We start from the raw sequence: 20108 nt of genomic DNA on the forward strand, positions 1-20108 counted from the left end.
ATGCTCTTTAAAGAGCATGCTTTTTATATTCCAAAGCTTCTTTTAATAAATCAACTAAGTGAACAGCTCTTATTTTATCACTAAGTCCTTCTCGTTCAATACCGAGCTTCATTTGGAGTAGACAGCCAGGATTTGCTGTTACAACAGTTTGACAATGGGTTTTTTGCACAGAGCTCATTTTACGGTCTAGAATTTGCATTGACATTTCTGATTCTAAAATATTATAGATGCCAGCAGAGCCACAGCAGCTTTCTGCGTTCTCCATTTCGATATAAGAAACGTTAGTGAGAGAGCGTAATAGCTTTCTTGGTTCCTCATGTGTGTTCATCACATTGCGTAAGTGACAAGAATCTTGATACGTAATAATTTGAGGTGGGAGGGCAAGCTCTTTTTTATGGAAGTCCAGCTCTATTAAGAGGGAAGAGATATCTTTTAGTTTATGAACGAAAGAGTGAGCTCGCTTTTTCCATTCTTCTTCATCTTGAAGGAGATGAGCATAATCAATAAGAAAACCTCCACACCCTCCAGCATTTGTAATAATATAGTCTACGTTCTCTTTTTCAAAAGCCTCGATGTTTCTTTTAGCAAGTTGTTTAGCACCGTCTTTTTCTCCACTGTGCCCGTGAAGAGCTCCACAGCACACTTGAGTTGAGGGGATTATTACTTCACACCCAGCGAGCTGCAGAAGTTCAGCTGTTGCTTGATTAGTTTTTAAAAACATAGTATCCATTAAGCAACCTGAAAAAAAGGCTACACGCTTTTTAGCATATCCAACAGCATGCAAATGGCGAGGTCTTTTCATTATTTCTTTTCGTGTTGGAACTTCAGGCAATACTTTTTCCATTGTTCTTAGCTGCTCGGGAAGAAGGTTAATTAATTGGGTTTTTCGAGCCAGCTTTTGCAGGCCTGACTTTTGGTACATATGAAGAAGCCCAGTTGCTTGGCTTATCCTCTCTTGGTGTGGAAAAAGTTCATTGAAGACAAATTTTCGGACTGTTTTTTCTTTGAAAGATTTTTTCTTTGTTTGGTTTATAATGTACCGTGCATCTTCTAGAAGGTGACCATATTTTACTCCAGAAGGACACACAGGTTCGCAAGCTCTGCAGCCAAGGCATAGATCTAATGAGCGCTGGACATCTTGATCAGGTTCTATCATTCCATCTGAGACAGCTTTCATTAAAGCAATACGACCGCGTGGTGAGTGTGTTTCTTTATAACCTGATTCAATATATGTTGGACATGAAGGAAGACAAAATCCGCAGCGCATACAGTTAAGAAGTTCATCATTATCCATCTCTTTCGCAAAGCGCTCCATCATTTCAGTCATCTGTAATGTTTTATTCATGAGGAAATAACCACCCGTTTTTTTGTGTCTTTGGCAAACAGCTTACCAGGATTTAAAATGTTTTGAGGATCAAAGCTTTTCTTCAAATTTTGCATCGCCTTTATTCCTTCTTCTCCAAGTTTCCATTCTAAATAGGGAGCCTTCATTTCACCTACTCCATGTTCTCCTGTAATTGTTCCACCAAGTTCAAGAGCGCGCGCGAAAATGTCTTCAAAAGCTTGTTCAACACGGTGCATTTCTTCCTTGTTTCGTTCATCCGTAAGGCAAGTAGGGTGAAGATTGCCATCACCTGCATGACCAAATGTGCAAATTGTAAGATTATATTTTTGAGCAATTTCTTTAATTGAAAGTACCATTTTCGCTACTTGTGAGCGTGGAACTGTTGCATCTTCTAGAATAGTTGTTGGCTTAAGACGCGCTAAAGCGCTGAGAGCAGAACGACGGGCTGTTCTTAAAGCTTCTGCATGCTCTTCTGAAGATGCCACGTCAACAGAAATGGCGCCGTGAGCTTGGCATAGAGAAGCAATGCTATCCATTTCTTTTTCTACAATATGTAAGGGGCCATCTTGTTCAATGAGCAGAACAGCTTCCACATTTGTAGGAAGACCAATATGAGCAAAATCTTCCACAACTTGAAGGGTTCGCTGATCTAGAAATTCAAGCGTTGTAGGAATGATTTTATGGGCAATAATACTTGAAACAGAGCGTGCAGCACTTTCTAAATCATTATAAAGAGCAAGCGCAGTCTTTTTGCTTTGAGGTTTTGGGATGAGCTTTAATGTGGCTTCTGTAACAATGCCAAGCGTGCCTTCAGATCCAACAAAAAGGCGGGTTAAATCGTATCCAGCAACGTCTTTTGCAAGCTTACCACCAGTTTTGATGATATCTCCGTTAGCAAGCACAACTTCGAGACCTAACACATAGTCTCGTGTAACACCGTACTTTAGGCCGCGAAGACCTCCAGAATTTTCGCTGATGTTGCCACCGAGTGTAGAAATTTTCATAGAGCTCGGATCTGGCGGATAGAAAAGCCCTCTTTTTTCTACTTCTGTAATAAAATTTAAGGTAATAACACCAGGTTGAACAGTGGCGGTTAAATTATCTTCATCAATTTCTAAAATTTTGTTCATCTTATGAAAGAGAAGAACAATGCCTCCTTGAGTTGGACAGGTGCCCCCACAAAGGTTAGTTCCTGAGCCCCTTGGTACAATTGGAATGTTAGAGGAAGAACAAATTTCTACAATTTTTTTGACGTCTTCTGTACATGATGGGGCTAGGACAGCATCTGGAAGAGCTTGAAAACCAGGAGTAGCATCATATGAATAGGCAAGAAGGTCTGCTTTTGAATCGTAATAACTTTCTTGGCCAACAATAGAGATAAATCGTTGTCTAGCTTTCGGTGAAATCATATGTTTTTCCCTCCATTTACAATCCACAAGAAATTGAATTCTTATGGTAATAGATGTTAGCGAAACGATTACTTGTGAAAGCGCATTACATTATAATTGTAACTTAAATTTATGTAAAAAGTCTTTTAATAAGAAAGAAAGTGTGGTAATAATGTTGCAGTGGGTTTGAAGAAAGAAGGTCAAAAAATGTTATTAAGAAAATATAATAAAACCGTACGGGAATTTTCACCTGCACAAATTATTGTGCTTTTTTACATAGTGGCAGTCACCATTTCTTTTTTGCTATTGAGTCTACCAATTGCTCATAAACAAGGAGTACATGTTGCAACAATTGATACTCTTTTTGTAGCGATCAGCGCCGTGAGTGTAACAGGACTTTCTCCCATCTCAACAGTTGAGACGTTCAGCACAACAGGAATGTTTATATTGATGTTTGTGTTTCAATTTGGTGGTCTTGGTGTCATGATGTTGAGCACGTTTATTTGGTTGATCGCAAGAAAGAAGATTGGACTGAAACAGCGCCAGCTTATTATGACTGATCAAAATCAATCGAATTTATCAGGATTAGTAAACTTAATGAGACAAATCTTATTTATCATTATTATTGTTGAGCTAATTGGTGCTCTTCTTTTAGGGATTCATTTCTACCTATATTATTATCACAGTCTTCCTGAAGCGCTGTTAAGAGGGCTTTTCTCGTCTGTTAGTGCGACAACAAATGCAGGCTTCGACATTACAGGGAACTCTCTCGTTCCATATGCAGATGATTACTATGTGCAAATGATTCATATCTTCCTTATTGCACTTGGAGCTATTGGTTTTCCTGTTTTAATTGAGATTAAACAATTTTTTCTAAACGTAAAATCAAAGCGAAAATTCCGCTTCTCGCTTTTTACAAAGCTTACGTCTTCTATGTTTCTTTTACTTCTTGTGATTGGTACGATTGCTATTCTTCTCCTTGAAGGAAATCATTTCTTAAAAGGAGAATCATGGCATAAAAGTTTTTTCTATGCCCTTTTTCAGTCATCTTCAACAAGAAGTGGAGGACTTGCTACAATGGACGTTTCAGAGTTCACGACTTCAACTCTTCTTGTTTTAAGTGCGCTCATGTTTATTGGGGCTTCTCCGAGTTCAGTAGGAGGAGGTATTCGAACAACGACGTTTGCTCTTAATATCCTGTTTATATATAACTATGCACTTGGAAAAAAGCAAGTCCGTATCTTTAAAAGAGAGTTGCATGAAGAAGATATTATAAAATCACTTGTTGTAACAATTATAGGAGTTGGACTTTGCTCTATTTCAGTTATTATATTAAGCGTCCTTGAGCCGTTTCCGCTTGTGAATATTATGTTTGAAGTTTGTTCAGCTTTTGGAACAACAGGGCTTTCAACAGGGATTACAGGAGACCTGAGTAATATTGGCAAGATTATTATTATGATTTTAATGTTTATTGGTCGCGTTGGGATTTTACTTTGCTTGTTTATTTTAAGAGGAAAAGGTGCTCAACCCGATTTCCATTATCCGAAAGAACGAGTTATTATTGGATAAAAAAAGCCGAAAAAAGAGAGCTTCTTTTTTCGGCTTTTTTCTATTTATTTCATCTTATGATTTCCTCTTCACTGCTCCAAACTAAAAGTAGAATCTAAAAAAGAAGGTGAAAAAATGCCAAAGCGTAAAGTTTCTTTTGACGCAGCAAAGACGAACAATCAAACTCCAACTGAAAGTATGCCAGACACTGAATTCTCTGCAGAGTATAGTGGAGAAGACAGCCATAAAGCAGCAAATCGTAACTCTAAGAAAGGCCGAAAAGGTAAAAAAGGGAGTTTTCATGATGAATAAGAATGAAAAACATTTAAGAGATGAAAAAGAAAGTGCTATGCATGAAGAATTTGGTCCTGAGCTTGGGGACTATAACTTCATGAAACCTTATGAAGGAAGCATTGAACGAAAAGCGGAGTGCGAACGTAAGAAAAAGTAAAAGAAGCAGCGTGCTGCTTCTTTTTAATTATCCTACGCTTGATAAATTGAAGGAATCAAGCGTGCTCATATAGAGTTTTGTTTTCTGTTGTTTTTGATCATAATACGCCATTACAAGCGTTTTTTGTTTTGTTAAAACCCCTGTTTTTTGATATTTAGTGTAATCAAATGGTAAAACTTCAAGAACAGTATGCTTGTACAAATCTTTTTCATCAAGTTTCTCTTCCTGAAATTCTTTGCCTAGTAGGAGCGGATTTTTTAATATTTGTTGGTAATACTTTGAACGATGATCTTTTGCTACACTAGAGGGCCACCAAGGCTTTCTTGGCTTGTAGCGCTGGTTTGCTAAATAGTCTATTTTCATAAACCCTAGTACTACGTCTTCTTCAGGAAAATCTTCAGTTAGTAAATATTCTTGAAGACGTTTAAATAAATCTTCAAGCTGATGGCCAATACGACTCCAGCCTTTTTCCTCCCAGAACGTTCCAAATCTTTGGAAGAAATCAAATGGGGTTTCATAATGGTGATTCACTAAGTAATGAATGGTTTCATCCATACGATGGGCATTCCAATACTTTTCTAAAATATCTTCTACTTGTTTAATACGTACAACTTCATCAAAAGAAAGAACATTATTTGAGAGCATTTCATAAGGAGCTTGATCCATATACACATATCCATATTTTGAAGCCTCTAGGCGCAGTCCTGTTCCTCTAAGCAATTTTAAAAAGCCAAGCTGAAGCTCTTCTGGATGAAGTTGGAAAACGTCATTAAACGTATTGCGAAAAGATTCGTAATTCTCATCCGGGAGTCCTGCAATTAAGTCTAAGTGCTGATCAACTTTTCTTCCTTCTTTCACCATGGTAACTGTTCTTGTAAGTTTAGCAAAGTTTTGTTTTCTCTTTACAAGTTCATTAACTGAATCGTTTGTAGATTGAACGCCAATCTCAAAGCGAAACAGTCCTTTTGGAGCATTATCATTTAAAAACTGAATAACTTCAGGCCTCATAATATCTGCTGTTATTTCAAATTGGAAAACTGTTCCTGGTATATGCTCATCAATTAAAAACTGGAACATTTCCATTGCGTAGCTTCTGCTAATGTTAAAGGTACGGTCTACGAACTTAATCGTTTTGGCTCCATTTTTCATAAGATAACGAATATCGTCTTTCACTTTTTCTCGATCAAAATAACGCACGCCAACTTCAATAGAAGAAAGACAAAACTGACAGCTAAAGGGGCAACCACGGCTTGTCTCAATGTACACGACGCGCTTTGAAAGATTTTCAATATCTTCTTCAAACCGATATGGAGAAGGCATTTCACGCAAATCTACTTTATTACGCTGTGGGCTTATATGGTAGCTTCCATTCTTTTTAAATGCAATCCCGCTCACATCTGTGAAGTTTTCTTGCCCATGAAGTTCATCAAGAAGATGTTTAAACGTTTTTTCTCCTTCACCAATAACAATAAAATCAACATCAGAAAGTCGATCAAGCCAATATGTAACATCATAGGTTACTTCAGGGCCACCTAAAATAATTTTAGTGTGGGGACTAATTTTTTTAATCATGCTTATTACTTTAATGGTTTCTTCAATATTCCAAATGTAGCAGCTGAATCCGATAATATCAGGTTTCTTTTGGTAAAGATCAGTCACAATGTTCATTGGAGGATCTTTAATGGTATATTCAGCCATTTCCACTGTATAATCAGGTTCTGCATACGCTTTCAAATAGCGTAGCGCAAGGTTGGTATGAATGAATTTAGCATTTAATGTTGCGACAATAATGTTCACAAGAAAGAAACTCCTCCTTAGAATTAGGGTGAAATTCGCGTTGACAAATGGTAAACTAATTCCTATCAATAGTTCATTTTATCACATTTTAGCCTTGTAACGATGTTTTCTATACGTGCAATCATCTTTCCTTCTTACTTTAAGTGGTGATTGTATGATGGACATGTTTTCGTTACAATAAGGGCAGTAACAAGGCAGAGGTGACGGCTTTGGAATATAAAAAAATTAAACCAAGGAAAATTTATGAACAAGTAGCAGAAGAGCTGCTTTTAAATATAAAAAATGGGGATTTGAAACCTGGTGATAAGTTAGATTCTGTATGGCAGCTTGCTGAAAATTTTCAAGTTGGCCGTTCTGCTATTCGAGAAGCACTAAGTGCCTTAAGAGCAATGGGACTTATTGAAATGAGACAAGGTGAAGGCACCTTTGTCAGGGAATTTGATCCATCTATGATTTCTCTCCCTATTACAACAGCCGTTCTTATGAAGAAAGAAGATATTGAAAACTTGCTAGAAGTTCGAAAAGTGCTGGAAGTTGGGGCATCAGGGGCTGCAGCATCAAAGCGAACAGAAGAAGATTTAATAAATATGAAAAACATATTAGAAAAAATGCTGAATTCTGTTGGTGATGAGGAACTTGGTGAGAAAGCTGATTTTCAATTTCATCTTGCTGTTGCGAAAGCTTCTCAAAACCCCCTTTTAGTAGGACTTATGAACAATGTAGGGGAAATGATGCTTCAATCAATGAGGGAAACAAGGAGAGTATGGCTGTATTCTAAAGAAACCACTTCTCAGCGCCTTTATGATGAGCATATGCAAATTTATAAGGCTATTCAAGCAATGGATGTTAGGCGAGCCCAAGATTTAATGATTTCTCATTTAATGAGTGTTGAAGCTGTTTTACTAGAAAATGTTGTTGAGGAGAAGTAAAATAGCATGTGGGAAAAATAATGGAATTAGTTCGCTTTAAAAAGAGTTCAGCTTTTTTATATAGTAGCAAGTTTAGCATTCTTCTAATTATAGAGGAAATAGGTTGCACTCACCATGAATTATGTGAACGAAAATAACCAATTGTCGGTGGAGGAACAGGAAATGGGTAAATGCTACCAGGATGATAGTTTAGCACTTCATACAGATTTATATGAAATTAATATGGCGAAATCGTATTTCAAAAACAACATGCATAATCGTCGAGCTGTTTTTGAAACGTTTTTCCGCAAAATGCCTTTTGGGGGAGGATATGCGGTTTTTGCGGGTCTTGAACGCGTAATTGATTATTTAGCAAATTTTCGTTTTAGTGAGACAGATCTTGATTATTTATATAATGTACTAGGATTTGAGGAAGAGTTTATCGATTATTTGAAGGGCGTACGTTTTTCTGGAGACGTTCAGTCTGTTGTAGAAGGAGAGATTATTTTTGCCAATGAGCCAATTATGCGAATTGATGCTCCTCTTTTACAAGGACAGCTTATTGAAACGCCGCTTCTTAATATTTTAAACTTCCATCCTCTTATTGCGACAAAAGCATCACGCATCAGGTTAGCTGTAGGAGCAGATACGCTTATTGAAGGAGAAAATGCGCCAGCGCTTATGGAATTTGGCTCAAGACGGGCTCATGAATTAGATGCCGCTCTTTATGGAACAAGAGCAGCCTATATTGGTGGGTTTGATTCAACAAGTAATTTGCGCGCTGGAAAGATCTTCGGCATCCCTGTTTCAGGTACTCATGCACATGCCCTTGTTCAAGTGTATCGTAATGAGTATGAAGCTTTCAAACATTATGCTGAAACGCATAAAGACTGCGTATTTTTAGTTGACACATATAATACGCTTCGCTCTGGCGTGCCAAACGCTATTCGCGTTGCAAAAGAAATGGGTGACCGTATTAACTTTATTGGCATCCGTCTTGATAGTGGAAAGCTTCAATATTTGTCGAAGCAGGCTCGAGCAATGCTTGATGAAGCAGGGTTTCCAAATGCGAAAATCTTCGCTTCAAACGATCTTGATGAATATTCCATCACAGATTTAAAAGCTCAAGGAGCTAAGATTGATGGCTGGGGGGTTGGAACAAAGCTGATTACCTCTTATCAACAGCCAGCATTAGGAGCTGTATATAAGCTTGTTTCAATTGAAGATGAAAACGGGAATATGGTAGATACAATTAAGCTGTCAGAAAACCCAGAGAAAATTTCAACTCCAGGTTTAAAAAGCGTATATCGTATTGCAAATACGATGAATGGAAAATGGGAAGGCGATTACATTGCAATGGAAAATGAAAAGCCAAACGAAGAAGATCATTTAAAAATGTTCCATCCTGTACATACGCATGTAAGTAAATATGTTACAGACTTTAGAGCAACAAACATTCATCAAAACATCTTTGCTGGAGGCGAGCTTATTTATAAAGAGCCGTCTATTGAACAAATGAGAGCGTACTGTTTGCAGAATCTCCAATATTTGTGGGACGATTATAAAATTATCTCAAAATCAGATGAAGATGTATCAAGACCAACAGAATATCCAGTTGATTTAAGCACAGAATGTTGGCAGAACAAAATGCACAATATTGAGGAAACGCGCAGAGAAGCGACAAGAGTCATGCAAACTCGTTAATGAGTTTAAAAAACTTTCTAATGTGTTACAAAAGAAATAGGGAACATTAATAAGAACTATCGTGAAAAGCTGGAAGGGGAGTTAAGAAAACTATGAGTGATTTACAAAAACGTATTATTGAAGAAATGGATACAAAACCATCTATCGATGTACAAGAAGAAATTCGTAAGAGTGTAGACTTTTTAAAAGACTATATGAAACAATATGACTTTTTAAAAACATTTGTCTTAGGAATCTCTGGTGGACAAGACTCTACATTAGCAGGAAAACTTGCTCAGATGGCAGTAGACGAGCTAAATGAAGAAGTTGGAGAAGGAAAGTATGAGTTTATCGCTGTTCGTCTTCCATATGGAACACAAATGGATGAAGAAGATTGTCAAGATGCGCTTAAATTTATTCAACCTAGCCGTACAGTCACAGTGAATATTAAAGGCGCTGTTGATCAAATGCTTGTTGCTGTTGAAACAGATACTGGTGATTCAGTTTCTGACTTTAACAAAGGGAATGTGAAGGCAAGGCAGCGTATGATTGCTCAATATACAATTGCGGGTATGTATAGCGGAGTTGTAATTGGAACAGATCATTCTGCTGAAGCTGTCACAGGTTTCTATACAAAATATGGTGACGGTGGCGCGGATCTTGTCCCTCTATTTCGTTTAAACAAACGTCAAGGTAAGATGCTGTTAAAAGAGCTAGGCTGTCCAGAGCATCTTTATAATAAGAAGCCAACAGCAGATCTTGAAGAAGATCGCCCACAGCTTCCTGATGAAGAAGCACTTGGTGTCACCTATGATCAAATTGATGATTATCTAGAAGGAAAAGACGTAGGAAAAGAAGCAGCAGAGAAAATTCAAGCACATTTCCTTAAAACAGAGCATAAACGTCATCTACCAATTACTGTTTATGATGACTTCTGGAAGAAATAAAAAAACCAGCGGAGAAGTAACTCTTCGCTGGTTTTTTAGCTTTTAAGCTGTTTGATTGCATCCTTTACATTTAGGAACGTTTGAAGGGATGAAAAATCAAGATTGAGTTGTTCTGTTTTGATAGCAAGCTCCGGCTTTATTCCAGTTAAAATGAGATCTGTTCCCATTAATTTGAGAAGTTCATGAAACTTAAAGATTTTATGGGCCGCATGTGTATCAATCCCAATAAGACCTGATAAATCCATCACAAGAACATCATCTTTAGCAGTCGTTAAGTAATGACTTACTTGGTTAATCATTTCTTCATAGCGTTCTTCTGTAAGTGTTCCGATAATAGGAAGAACAGAGATTTTCTCAGCAATTGGAACAATTGGGGTTGAGAGAACAGTTAGTTCTTTTAAAGCTTTTTCTAGAAGCTGTTTATAGTTTTCTTGCACCGTAATATCTTTTTGTATTCCAACAAAATACCATTTTTGATTTTCCTCAGAATAAACAGGATCAATCGCAAGCTCATTCCAAAACCTACTTCCATCTTTTCGATAGTTTTGGATTTCAATAGATATTGGTTTTTTTTGTTGAATGGCTTTTCTAACTTCTTGAACGGTTTCTCTATTTGTAGCTTCTCCTTGTAGGAAACGACAGTTTCTTCCAATAACATCTTCTTCACCATAGCCTGTTAGATTCAAAAATGCCTGGTTTGTATAAACAATAGGATTATCAGGAAGTGAAGGATCTGTAATAACGACACCCACACGTGTGTAATCAATTGCTTTTGAAATTAAGTTGTTCTTCAACTGGGGTTGATTGTTTTCCATAAATATACGAGAACCCTCCTTAATAGCCTAGTTTTATTATAACGATTTTATATCATTCATAAAAGCTTAACGATGCTATAGCTAAAAAAAGAAAATAGGATAGATAATCAGATAATGAGAAGAAAAGAACCTTCATTTCTTCTCATTATTTCCCATTCATATATTTTTAGAATAAAAAGGAAAAATCATTTTTAAGTATTGTATTTTGTAAGCGTTTTCTAATATAATTATATATGATTACGTTTGGTCATCTGATGACCATATGTTATAAGGAGAGGGAGGAATTTAGCAATGAGCATGGGGATGTTATCACTGCTAGCGGTTGTACCTATTTTTTCAGTTTTCTTGTTTCTTGTGGTTTTGCGTTGGCCAGCAAATAAGGCAATGCCTTTATCCTTACTCATTACAGCAGTAATGAGCTATGGAGTATGGAAGGTGCCGCTGACAGATATTTTGGCTGCAAGTGTAAAGGGAGTTGTATCTGCTCTTGAAGTTGGTGTTATCGTTTTTGGAGCTATTCTCCTCTTAAATATGTTGAAGGAGAGTGGAGCAGTATATACGATTCGTCAAGGTTTTATGGGGATTACGCCTGATCGGCGTATTCAGGCAATCATTATCGCCTGGTTTTTTGGCTCATTTTTAGAAGGAGCAGCAGGGTGGGGATCACCAGCAACTGTTATTGCTCCACTTCTTGTAGCCGTGGGATTTCCTGCACTTGCAGCTGTAATGGTAGCCCTTATTATTCAATCAACACCTGTTTCTTTCGGAGCAGTTGGGACGCCAATTTTAACAGGAGTTGGAACAGGATTAAGCGGTTCAGAGCTTGTTGATAAGCATATTGTAACTCTTGGTACAACATATGAGCGCTATCTTATTGATCTTGGAGGACAAGTAGCCATCATCCATAGTATTGCAGGAATTTTTATTCCACTTTTCTTAGCTGCTATGCTTACGAAATTTTTTGGTGAGAAAAAATCATTTAGAGAAGGTTTTGCAGTTTGGAAGTTTGCTCTTTTTGCAGGACTTTCATTTACGGTTCCATATATGCTTGTAGCGGTCTTTCTAGGCCCTGAGTTTCCTTCCCTTATTGGAGGACTTGTTGGACTAGCCATTGTAATTCCTGCAGTTAAAAAAGGTTTGTTTGTACCAAAAGAAGCTTGGGATTTTGAACATAAGGAAAAATGGAATAAAGAATGGAGCGGAACGCTACAAATAAAAAATGAAAAGCCTGGTCGTTTTATTTCACCTCTTTTAGCATGGGTTCCTTATATTATTGTAGCTGCACTTTTAGTTATGACAAGAGTTAACTTTTTGCCATTCTCCTCTTGGTTGAAAAGTTGGGAAGTGGGAATAGACCATTTATTTGGAAGTGAAATTGGTTTTTCTACAGTTCCGCTTAATATTCCTGGAGTTGTGTTTTTACTTACAAGCTTTATCGTATTCTTTCTTCATAAGATGGAATGGAAACGTGCTAAAAAAGCAATAGGGGAATCACGAAAGACAGTAAGTGCTGCTATGGTTGCTTTAATCTTTTCCGTACCAATGGTTCAAGTTTTTATTAATACAGGAGGAAGTTTAGAAGGATATATGAGTATGCCGCTAACAATAGCAGAGGGAATTTCAGGGGTTTTCAATGAGAACTGGCCTCTAATTTCACCAGCGATAGGGGCACTTGGAGCTTTCGTAGCTGGAAGTAACACAATCAGCAATATGATGTTTGCTCTTTTTCAATTTGGAGTAGCAGACAATATTGGCGCAACTCCAAGTATTGTTGTCGCTTTGCAAGCTGTAGGAGGAGCTGCTGGGAATATGATATGTGTGCATAATGTTGTAGCGGCATCAGCTGCCGCAGGTTTAGCTGGAAAAGAAGGTTCACTGATTCGCAAGCTTCTTTTACCGATGACTTTCTACGTCTTCATTACAGGAGCAGCAGGGTATATGATTCTATATGGAGTTGGTTTTAATATTGGTACTCTATTATTTGGAGGAGTAGTAGCAGGACTTATTATCACTATTATTTTACAAACAAGAAATACAAGGGTATATGAAAAAGAAGAACGTAAAAGTATATAAAAAATAGCTTAATTCATAAATTAGCAGTACGATTATGGTAAAATATAGATTGTGAATATTCTTATATTTAAATAAGTTAAACATAAGTCATCAGATGACCTGTTTAATACGGAGGGGTAAAAATGAAAGTATCCATATTTGCAACGTGCCTTGTCGACATGTTTCAAACAGAAGTAGGAAAAGCAACAGTGGAGCTTTTAGAAAGATTAGGATGTGAACTTGATTTCCCGACTACGCAAGTGTGTTGTGGACAGCCTGCTTATAATAGCGGATACGTCAAGGAAGCGCGAGAAGCAATGAAAAATATGATTCGGACATTTGAGCATGCCCAGTATGTTGTTACACCATCAGGATCTTGTGCAACGATGTTTCGCGACTATCCTCATGTTTTTAAAAATGACAGCGAGTGGCGTGAAAAAGCTGAGAGCTTAGCAATTAAAACGTATGAGCTTACTCAGTTTATTGTTGAAGTATTAGGAGTCGAGGATGTAGGAGCAAAGCTACAAGGAAAAGCGACTTATCATACCTCTTGTCACATGACTCGGCTTTTAAAAGTTGGAGATGCCCCGTTTAAGCTTTTACAGCATGTAGAAGGTCTAGAAGTTGAACCGCTCGTTAATTCGCACAACTGCTGTGGTTTCGGTGGAACATTTGCGGTGAAAATGGGAGATATCTCTGAAAGAATGGTAGATGAAAAAGCCAACCATATTGACGAGTCAGAAGTAGACTATTTAATTGGCGGAGATTGTGGCTGTTTGATGAACATTGGTGGAAGGATAGAACGGAGAGGAAAGGAAATCAAAGTGCTTCACATCGCAGAAGTATTGAATAGCCATTAGAAGGAGGCAGAACATATGGGGATGAAAATTGGAGAAAAGCAGTTTAAAGAACGTGTTGGTGATGGCCTTCAAGATGATTTTATGCGTTCCGCTGTGTCAAGTGCTCAGGAACGCTTAAGAGCTAGACGCTTACACGCGGCCCAAGAGCTTGGACATTGGGAAGAATGGCGTTCACTAGGGGAAGAAATCCGGAAACATACGCTTGATCATCTTGATTATTATTTAGAAATGCTAAGTGATAATGTTGCTAAAAGAGGCGGAAATGTCTTTTTTGCTAAAACAAGTGAAGAAGCAAATAAGTATATCCAAAATATTGTAAAGCGTAAAGAAGCTAAGAAGATTGTAAAATCAAAGTCAATGGTAACAGAAGAAATTAGTATGAATGAAGGATTAGAGAGTATAGGATGCGAAGTGATTGAAACAGATTTAGGAGAATACATTCTTCAGCTAGATGAACACGATCCGCCCTCACATATTGTGGCACCTGCTCTTCATAAAAATAAAGAACAAATTCGCGAAGTGTTTAAGGAAAAGTTGTCTTACTTGAAAAGTGAGAAGCCAGAAGAACTTGCACTTCATGCGCGTGAAATGTTACGCAAAGAATTTTTAAAAGCTGATATTGGAATTACAGGATGTAATTTTGCTATAGCAGAATCAGGCTCTATTGGTCTTGTTACAAATGAAGGGAACGCTCGGCTTGTTTCGAGTATTCCTAAAACTCAGATCACAGTAATGGGAATGGAAAGGATTGTGCCAACATTTGAAGAATTTGAGGTTCTTGTTAGTTTATTAACAAGAAGTGCTGTTGGACAACGTTTAACAAGCTATGTTACAGCTTTAACAGGTGCAAGAAGTGAAGGAGATGTAGACGGTCCGGAAGAATTTCATCTCGTAATTGTTGACAACGGAAGGTCTAACATTCTCGGAACTGAATTTCAATCTGTTTTACAGTGCATTCGCTGTGCAGCCTGTATAAATGTTTGTCCTGTTTATCGACATGTTGGTGGCCATTCCTATGGATCTATTTATCCAGGGCCGATAGGAGCTGTTTTGTCTCCACTTTTAGGTGGCTATGATGATTATAAAGAACTTCCATATGCTTCTACCCTTTGTGCAGCATGTACAGAAGCATGTCCTGTTAAGATTCCGCTTCATGAACTTTTGCACAAGCATAGAGAGGTTATTGTAGAAAGAGAGGGACGTGCTCCTATTTCAGAGAAGATGGCTATGAAAGTCTTTGGGTTAGGGGCATCAATTCCTAAACTATATAATTTGGGTGGTAAGGTGGCCAAGTCTGCACTAAGTCCTTTTACAACAGATGACAAAATATCAAAAGGGCCTGGACCGCTTAAAGCCTGGACTAATATTCGAGAATTTCCAGCTCCAAACAAAGAGCGATTCAGAGATTGGTTTCAGGAAAGAAAGGGGGAAAACAAATGAGCTATGGAACAATTCAAAATAGAGATTCTTTCCTGAATGATATTGCTAAGCAGCTTGGAAGAAAAAGAAGTAAACAGATAGAACGTCCAACATGGACACACTCTCCCCAACAATATGTTTTTCAAGATGCTTCAAATGATGAACTAGCAGATCATCTCGAAGAATACTGTGAACAGATTCATACAGAATGTATTCGCACCTTATCCATAAGCTTGCAAGAAGTAGTAGAAAAAGTAGTTGAAATAAACGGAGGAGGAGAGGTTATTGTATGGGATGACCCTCGTTTTTCTCAATATGGCCTATCTTCCCTTCTAGATAGACAAAATGTTCATATATGGGGCAAGGATAAACGAGAAGAGAATATCCAAAAAGCAGCACAAGCTAATGTTGGGATTACGTTTAGTGATATAACTTTATCAGAATCAGGAACAGTTGTTTTATTTAACGGAGGAGGAAAGGGACGTTCAGTTAGCCTTCTTCCTACAACATATATTGCTATTATTCCTAAGAGTACAATCGTGCCGAGAATGACGCAAGCTGCGCAGTATATTCATCAAAAAGTTGAAGGAGGAGAAGATATTTCTTCTTGCATTAATTTTATTACAGGACCGAGTAACTCAGCCGATATTGAGATGAACCTTGTCGTTGGTGTTCATGGTCCTGTCAAAGCAACCTATATTATTGTTGAAGACTGTTAAAGAGATGCTTGGCTAGAGAAATCTAGTCAAGCATCTTTTCCTGTCTATTCAAAAAGAGATAGGAGGAATTTGGAGTAATATGTAGAATAACCATAAGATAATAAGAAAGCTGTCACTATATATGTGTGAAAGGAGCAACGTTTATGTCGGCTGAAGGATCACTTCAAGCAACTGAGAAAAGTCGAGATGAAACAGCAGAATTGGAGCAGCTTAGAATCGTATTTGACAGAGCACGGGATGCAATGATTGTATTTAATGGTGATTTGCGCGTTACAGACGTCAATCAAGCAGCCTGTCGCTTGTTTGAATGTGCAAAAGAGGAGCTCCTCTCACTTCATGTGCGAGATTTTTTGGAAATGATGTCAAGTGAGGCATTAGAGCGGTATGATTATTCTCTTACAAGCGGAGACCATTTTTATTTTGAGGGCCCCTTATATTTGCCGAATGGCTCGATAAAGTATATTGAATTTCAGTCAGAAAAGCATGATGGAGAAAATGCCATTTTAATGACAACGTTCCGGGATATTACAAAAACAAAGAACTTAGAAAATGAGCGGTTTATTAGTCAAGAAATGTTTCAAGATATTTTTAATCAAGCGATTGATGGTATTTTGATTTTTGACAAGAAAGGGCGAATTATTGATGCGAATCCGTCCCTTTGCCGAAGGATTGGCTACACTAAAAATGAACTGCTTGTTCAAACATTAAGTGAGCTTGTTCTTCCGATTTATCATTATAAGATTGAGCGTCTTTGGCATGCGCTAAAAAGGAATGGAAAATCACAAGGAGAACTTCCTATTCAAACTAGGCAAGGAGAAGAAGTGTACTTTGATTTTACAACAACAGCTCATATTAATAGTGATTATTATATGTCTATCATGCGCGATGTTACAGAAAAGAGAGACATGGAGCAAGAGCTAGCTAAAAGTGAAAAGAAATTTAGAGAAATTTTTGAAAGCGCTGTTGATGCCATTATTATTTGGAATGAAGATTGGACAGTTGTAGATGCAAATCCTTCTTCCTCTCGTACATTTGAGCTTCCTCTTCATCAACTTATCGGAAGTAATCTAGAAGAATTTTTAGATTTATCACAGCCAAAAACAAAAGAAATTACAAATCGTTTTTATGATTTTAATGCGATAAGAGAAGAGCTGCCTTTTTATATGCCAAATGGTGAAAAGAAAGACTTAGAGTTTACAGCAAAACAAGGTATTATAAAAGGCCATAATCTAACTATTTTCCGTAATATAAGTGAACGAAAGAAAATGGAACAAGAGTTAAGAGAAAGTGAGCAAAAATTTAGAACGATTTTCAATGGTTCTGTCGATGGTGTTCTGCTTTGGAATGAAAATTTAAAGATTATTGATGCTAACTCTGTTTTATGTGATTTTGTTGAATTAACAAAAGAAGAAGTATGCTCATTGAACGTGCGAAACCTGCTAGATGAAGGAAACAAAAAGATATTAGATGTTCATTTATCGTTTCTTAAGGAATACAGAGAGCATGAAGGTGAGTTAACTTACACAATGAAGAGTGGTCGCAAGCGAACCATTGAATATTCAACGAAGAAAGATATTATTCCAGGGGTCTATATGACAATGCTACGAGATGTCACTGAAAAGAAAGAGATGGAAGAGCAAATTCGAAAATCAGATACCCTACAAGTGGTAGGGCAGCTTGCCGCAGGAATTGCTCATGAAATCCGAAATCCAATGACAGCATTGAAAGGATTTATTCAGCTTTTACAAAATAGTATAGATCATGAAGAGAAAGATGATTTTTCTCTATATTTTGACGTCATTACGTCAGAACTTCAGCGTATTGAAAATATTATTACAGATTTTCTTGTATTAGCAAAACCTCAGGCAATTAAACACGAGCAAAAAGATATTATTCAAATTGTCCAAGAAACAATGGACTTATTAACAGCACAAGCAACGCTTGTAAACGTGCAGTTTCATACAGAATTTGAGCCTTCATTACCGCTTCTTTACTGTGAACCGAATCAGCTAAAACAGGTATTTATTAACATTATGAAAAATGCATTGGAAGTTATGCCTATAGGTGGTACCCTAACTGTAAGTGTACATGCTAAAGATGAAAAGTTTATTGTAGTCTCTATTAAAGATGAAGGAGAAGGCATGCCTGAAGAGCGAATTAAGCGTCTTGGCGAGCCTTTTTATACAACAAAAGAAAAAGGTACAGGACTAGGTCTTATGGTGTCATATAAAATTATTGAGGAACATGGCGGTTATATTGACGTTCATAGTGAGATAGGACTTGGCACAACTTTTTCCATCATCTTACCAATCAACCCAAGTGAGGAGAATAAGAAAGAATGAACAAATATTATAGCGTCCTTGTTCATGAGATGCTTGGCAATATTGTCATCCATTCAAACGACAAAGGCGTGACAGCTCTTTCCATTGGAGAAGAGCTTGTTATTGAAAAAGATGAAATTAAAAATCAGGGTTGGGCGCTTACTGCTAAGCAACAGCTTGAGGAATATTTTAAAGGAGAACGACAAACATTTAATTTACCGCTTTGTATTGAAAAAGGTACGCTATTTCAGCGGGAAGTGTGGAATACATTATCAAAAATTCCTTATGGAAGCGTCTGGTCTTACAGTGATATTGCAGCAGAGGTACAGCGTCCAAAAGCAGTAAGAGCAGTTGGCGGTGCTAATAGAGCTAATCCTTTGCCTATTATTATTCCCTGTCACCGTGTAATAGGAAAAGATGCCTCTTTAACAGGATATGCGGGAAATAAAATACATCAAAAAGAACTTCTATTAACTGTTGAAGGATTAACAGTTCAGAATGGCACAGTAAAAATATAAAAGCTAAGCGATACATTCGCTTAGCTTATTCACTTTCTTCTTCTTTCCATCCTTGTCCTTCTATAAAAACGAGATCAACAGACTGTTGTTCATCTGTTTCGTGCATGGAGCTTTCGGATTCTGTGAATTCTTTCTCATTTTTTTTCACTTTCTTGTCCTCCTTACACTTTTTAAAAATTTCATTATTATAATAAGCAGTTGAAGAGAAGAATATGTTTTCTACAATGAAATGTTACACTTCTGTAAAAAACAAAGAAGAAGCAGCTATGCTTCTTCTCTTTTATAAGCTTTTAGTTGTAAATAAGTCAGGGATTTTATCGAATTCAGTTCCATGTATAATACCTTGTTCTGTAATAATACCTGAGATAAGTTCTGCAGGAGTCACATCAAAAGCAGGATTATAAACAGATGTGTTTTTAGGTGCAACCCACTCATTTCCTACTTTAAGGATTTCTTCCTCTTTTCGTTCTTCAATTGGAATTTCATCTCCATTTTTAAGAGAAATATCGAACGTTGATAAAGGAGCCGCAACATAAAATGGAATTCCATGCTGTTTTGCCAAAATAGCTAATCCGTAGGTTCCGATCTTATTAGCTGTATCTCCATTTGCAGAAATGCGGTCGGCTCCAACAATAACAGCGTCGACTTTCTTTGTTTTCATTGTATGTGCAGCCATGCTATCAGTAATTAACGTAACATTTACCCCGCTTTGTAAGAGTTCCCACGTTGTTAATCGCGCACCTTGTAAGAGAGGGCGAGTTTCACAAGCAAATACATGGATAGGGAAGTCAACTTCTGCTGCGAGATGGAAAGGAGCTAATGCCGTACCATAATAAGCGGTGGCAATCGACCCTGCATTACAGATGGTCATTACAGAATCATTCTTATTAAAAAGTGACAAAGCATGCTGTCCAATGTTATAACAGATATTTTCATCCTCAACGCTAATCAAAATAGCTTCATGAACAAGATTTGTTTTTGCTTCATTGACAGAAGCCGCATTCTCAATTTTATTTTGTAAACGATGAAGGGCCCATGTTAAATTAACGGCCGTTGGGCGAGAAGAAGCAAGGTATAAGCTTTGTTCACGAATGTGTGTATGAAATTCTTGTAAGTCCTCTCCTTCAAATTTTGATCCAGCTAGGGCTAATCCAAAAGCAGCGGCAATTCCAATTGCTGGTGCTCCACGCACTTTTAAAGTTTTAATAGCATCCCATACATCTTCAATTGTTTCTAAAGTTAGAAACTCAACAGAATTGGGAATAAGTTGTTGATTTAAAATTTTAATGGAATCCTCTTTCCATTCTACCGATCTTGGTATTGCCATTTTTCTTTCA

The 20108-nt window shown here is 37.3% G+C and carries 18 protein-coding genes; 12 read left to right on the forward strand and 6 right to left on the reverse strand.

From position 1 onward, the window contains the following. Positions 1 to 7: 7 nt before the first annotated feature. Entirely contained in the window at positions 8 to 1345 is a 1338-nt protein-coding gene (locus ACK3CR_RS11595) for a (Fe-S)-binding protein (RefSeq protein WP_488975466.1), read from the reverse strand. Continuing rightward, a complete protein-coding gene (gene glcD, locus ACK3CR_RS11600) occupies positions 1342 to 2754 on the reverse strand; it encodes a glycolate oxidase subunit GlcD (RefSeq protein ID WP_488975467.1) in 1413 nt (470 codons plus the stop codon). Before glcD ends, ACK3CR_RS11595 begins: the two co-directional genes overlap by 4 nt. A 186-nt stretch (positions 2755 to 2940) precedes the next feature. Here glcD and ACK3CR_RS11605 point away from each other — a divergent pair, with 186 nt between their 5' ends. The 3 genes from ACK3CR_RS11605 (at position 2941) to ACK3CR_RS11615 (ending at position 4732) form a co-directional block, all read left to right on the forward strand. Beyond that, positions 2941 to 4302, forward strand: a complete 1362-nt coding sequence (locus ACK3CR_RS11605) for a TrkH family potassium uptake protein (RefSeq protein ID WP_243513996.1) — start codon at positions 2941 to 2943, stop codon at positions 4300 to 4302. Between the two features lie 114 nt (positions 4303 to 4416). Continuing rightward, on the forward strand, positions 4417 to 4593 hold the full coding sequence (locus ACK3CR_RS11610) for a hypothetical protein (RefSeq protein ID WP_019392891.1): 177 nt from the start codon (positions 4417 to 4419) through the stop codon (positions 4591 to 4593). Beyond that, positions 4583 to 4732, forward strand: coding sequence for a hypothetical protein (locus ACK3CR_RS11615; RefSeq protein ID WP_488975468.1), 150 nt, complete (start codon positions 4583 to 4585; stop codon positions 4730 to 4732). Before ACK3CR_RS11610 ends, ACK3CR_RS11615 begins: the two co-directional genes overlap by 11 nt. A gap of 27 nt (positions 4733 to 4759) precedes the next feature. On the opposite strand, the gene ACK3CR_RS11620 is transcribed toward ACK3CR_RS11615, so the two are convergent. Beyond that, positions 4760 to 6529 (reverse strand): B12-binding domain-containing radical SAM protein, encoded by a 1770-nt coding sequence (locus tag ACK3CR_RS11620; RefSeq protein WP_243513991.1) that lies wholly within the window; start codon positions 6527 to 6529, stop codon positions 4760 to 4762. Between the two features lie 209 nt (positions 6530 to 6738). Here ACK3CR_RS11620 and ACK3CR_RS11625 point away from each other — a divergent pair, with 209 nt between their 5' ends. The 3 genes from ACK3CR_RS11625 to nadE all read left to right on the forward strand — a co-directional run bounded on the left by ACK3CR_RS11625 (position 6739) and on the right by nadE (position 10067). Beyond that, positions 6739 to 7458 (forward strand): FadR/GntR family transcriptional regulator, encoded by a 720-nt coding sequence (locus ACK3CR_RS11625; RefSeq protein ID WP_276517200.1) that lies wholly within the window; start codon positions 6739 to 6741, stop codon positions 7456 to 7458. A gap of 162 nt (positions 7459 to 7620) precedes the next feature. Continuing rightward, a complete protein-coding gene (locus ACK3CR_RS11630; protein WP_243513988.1) occupies positions 7621 to 9141 on the forward strand; it encodes a nicotinate phosphoribosyltransferase in 1521 nt (506 codons plus the stop codon). Between the two features lie 92 nt (positions 9142 to 9233). Further along, positions 9234 to 10067 (forward strand): NAD(+) synthase, encoded by an 834-nt coding sequence (nadE, locus tag ACK3CR_RS11635; protein WP_243513983.1) that lies wholly within the window; start codon positions 9234 to 9236, stop codon positions 10065 to 10067. Between the two features lie 35 nt (positions 10068 to 10102). Here the strand turns inward: nadE and ytvA are convergent, their stop codons facing one another. Continuing rightward, a complete protein-coding gene (gene ytvA, locus ACK3CR_RS11640; protein ID WP_243513980.1) occupies positions 10103 to 10882 on the reverse strand; it encodes a YtvA family blue-light photoreceptor in 780 nt (259 codons plus the stop codon). A 291-nt stretch (positions 10883 to 11173) separates the two neighbouring features. Between ytvA and ACK3CR_RS11645 the strand changes: the two genes are divergently transcribed. The 6 genes from ACK3CR_RS11645 (at position 11174) to ACK3CR_RS11670 (ending at position 18771) form a co-directional block, all read left to right on the forward strand. After that, positions 11174 to 12955 carry an L-lactate permease gene (locus ACK3CR_RS11645; RefSeq protein WP_243513978.1) on the forward strand — a complete coding sequence of 594 codons (1782 nt, stop codon included), beginning with the start codon at positions 11174 to 11176 and terminating at the stop codon, positions 12953 to 12955. A 122-nt stretch (positions 12956 to 13077) separates the two neighbouring features. Next, entirely contained in the window at positions 13078 to 13794 is a 717-nt protein-coding gene (locus ACK3CR_RS11650; RefSeq protein ID WP_488975469.1) for a (Fe-S)-binding protein, read from the forward strand. A gap of 15 nt (positions 13795 to 13809) precedes the next feature. After that, a complete protein-coding gene (locus tag ACK3CR_RS11655; protein ID WP_243513974.1) occupies positions 13810 to 15234 on the forward strand; it encodes a LutB/LldF family L-lactate oxidation iron-sulfur protein in 1425 nt (474 codons plus the stop codon). Then, positions 15231 to 15932 (forward strand): LutC/YkgG family protein, encoded by a 702-nt coding sequence (locus tag ACK3CR_RS11660; RefSeq protein WP_328123304.1) that lies wholly within the window; start codon positions 15231 to 15233, stop codon positions 15930 to 15932. Before ACK3CR_RS11655 ends, ACK3CR_RS11660 begins: the two co-directional genes overlap by 4 nt. A 143-nt stretch (positions 15933 to 16075) precedes the next feature. Next, positions 16076 to 18274 (forward strand): PAS domain-containing sensor histidine kinase, encoded by a 2199-nt coding sequence (locus ACK3CR_RS11665; RefSeq protein ID WP_243513970.1) that lies wholly within the window; start codon positions 16076 to 16078, stop codon positions 18272 to 18274. Further along, positions 18271 to 18771, forward strand: coding sequence for a methylated-DNA--[protein]-cysteine S-methyltransferase (locus ACK3CR_RS11670; protein ID WP_276517199.1), 501 nt, complete (start codon positions 18271 to 18273; stop codon positions 18769 to 18771). The genes ACK3CR_RS11665 and ACK3CR_RS11670 overlap by 4 nt, the downstream gene beginning before the upstream one ends. A gap of 25 nt (positions 18772 to 18796) precedes the next feature. Here ACK3CR_RS11670 and ACK3CR_RS11675 read toward each other — a convergent pair whose 3' ends face one another. Together ACK3CR_RS11675 and mtnA are read right to left on the reverse strand one after the other, a co-directional pair. Continuing rightward, a complete protein-coding gene (locus tag ACK3CR_RS11675) occupies positions 18797 to 18919 on the reverse strand; it encodes a hypothetical protein (protein ID WP_019392904.1) in 123 nt (40 codons plus the stop codon). A gap of 132 nt (positions 18920 to 19051) precedes the next feature. Beyond that, positions 19052 to 20098: an S-methyl-5-thioribose-1-phosphate isomerase gene (gene mtnA, locus ACK3CR_RS11680; RefSeq protein ID WP_488975470.1), complete on the reverse strand. Its 1047-nt coding sequence runs from the start codon at positions 20096 to 20098 to the stop codon at positions 19052 to 19054. Positions 20099 to 20108: the final 10 nt, after the last annotated feature.

The sequence above is a fragment of the Priestia sp. TRM10 genome (genome assembly GCF_057808375.1).

Coding starts and splice junctions, on each gene's coding strand:
- ytvA (WP_243513980.1), bottom strand. CDS start 10,882: ATGGAAAACAATCAACCCCAGTTGAAGAACAACTTAATTTCAAAAGCA.
- ACK3CR_RS11645 (WP_243513978.1), top strand. CDS start 11,174: ATGAGCATGGGGATGTTATCACTGCTAGCGGTTGTACCTATTTTTTCA.
- ACK3CR_RS11615 (WP_488975468.1), top strand. CDS start 4,583: ATGATGAATAAGAATGAAAAACATTTAAGAGATGAAAAAGAAAGTGCT.
- ACK3CR_RS11660 (WP_328123304.1), top strand. CDS start 15,231: ATGAGCTATGGAACAATTCAAAATAGAGATTCTTTCCTGAATGATATT.
- ACK3CR_RS11650 (WP_488975469.1), top strand. CDS start 13,078: ATGAAAGTATCCATATTTGCAACGTGCCTTGTCGACATGTTTCAAACA.
- nadE (WP_243513983.1), top strand. CDS start 9,234: ATGAGTGATTTACAAAAACGTATTATTGAAGAAATGGATACAAAACCA.
- mtnA (WP_488975470.1), bottom strand. CDS start 20,098: ATGGCAATACCAAGATCGGTAGAATGGAAAGAGGATTCCATTAAAATT.
- ACK3CR_RS11610 (WP_019392891.1), top strand. CDS start 4,417: ATGCCAAAGCGTAAAGTTTCTTTTGACGCAGCAAAGACGAACAATCAA.
- ACK3CR_RS11665 (WP_243513970.1), top strand. CDS start 16,076: ATGTCGGCTGAAGGATCACTTCAAGCAACTGAGAAAAGTCGAGATGAA.
- ACK3CR_RS11595 (WP_488975466.1), bottom strand. CDS start 1,345: ATGAATAAAACATTACAGATGACTGAAATGATGGAGCGCTTTGCGAAA.
- ACK3CR_RS11670 (WP_276517199.1), top strand. CDS start 18,271: ATGAACAAATATTATAGCGTCCTTGTTCATGAGATGCTTGGCAATATT.
- glcD (WP_488975467.1), bottom strand. CDS start 2,754: ATGATTTCACCGAAAGCTAGACAACGATTTATCTCTATTGTTGGCCAA.
- ACK3CR_RS11655 (WP_243513974.1), top strand. CDS start 13,810: ATGGGGATGAAAATTGGAGAAAAGCAGTTTAAAGAACGTGTTGGTGAT.
- ACK3CR_RS11630 (WP_243513988.1), top strand. CDS start 7,621: ATGGGTAAATGCTACCAGGATGATAGTTTAGCACTTCATACAGATTTA.
- ACK3CR_RS11605 (WP_243513996.1), top strand. CDS start 2,941: ATGTTATTAAGAAAATATAATAAAACCGTACGGGAATTTTCACCTGCA.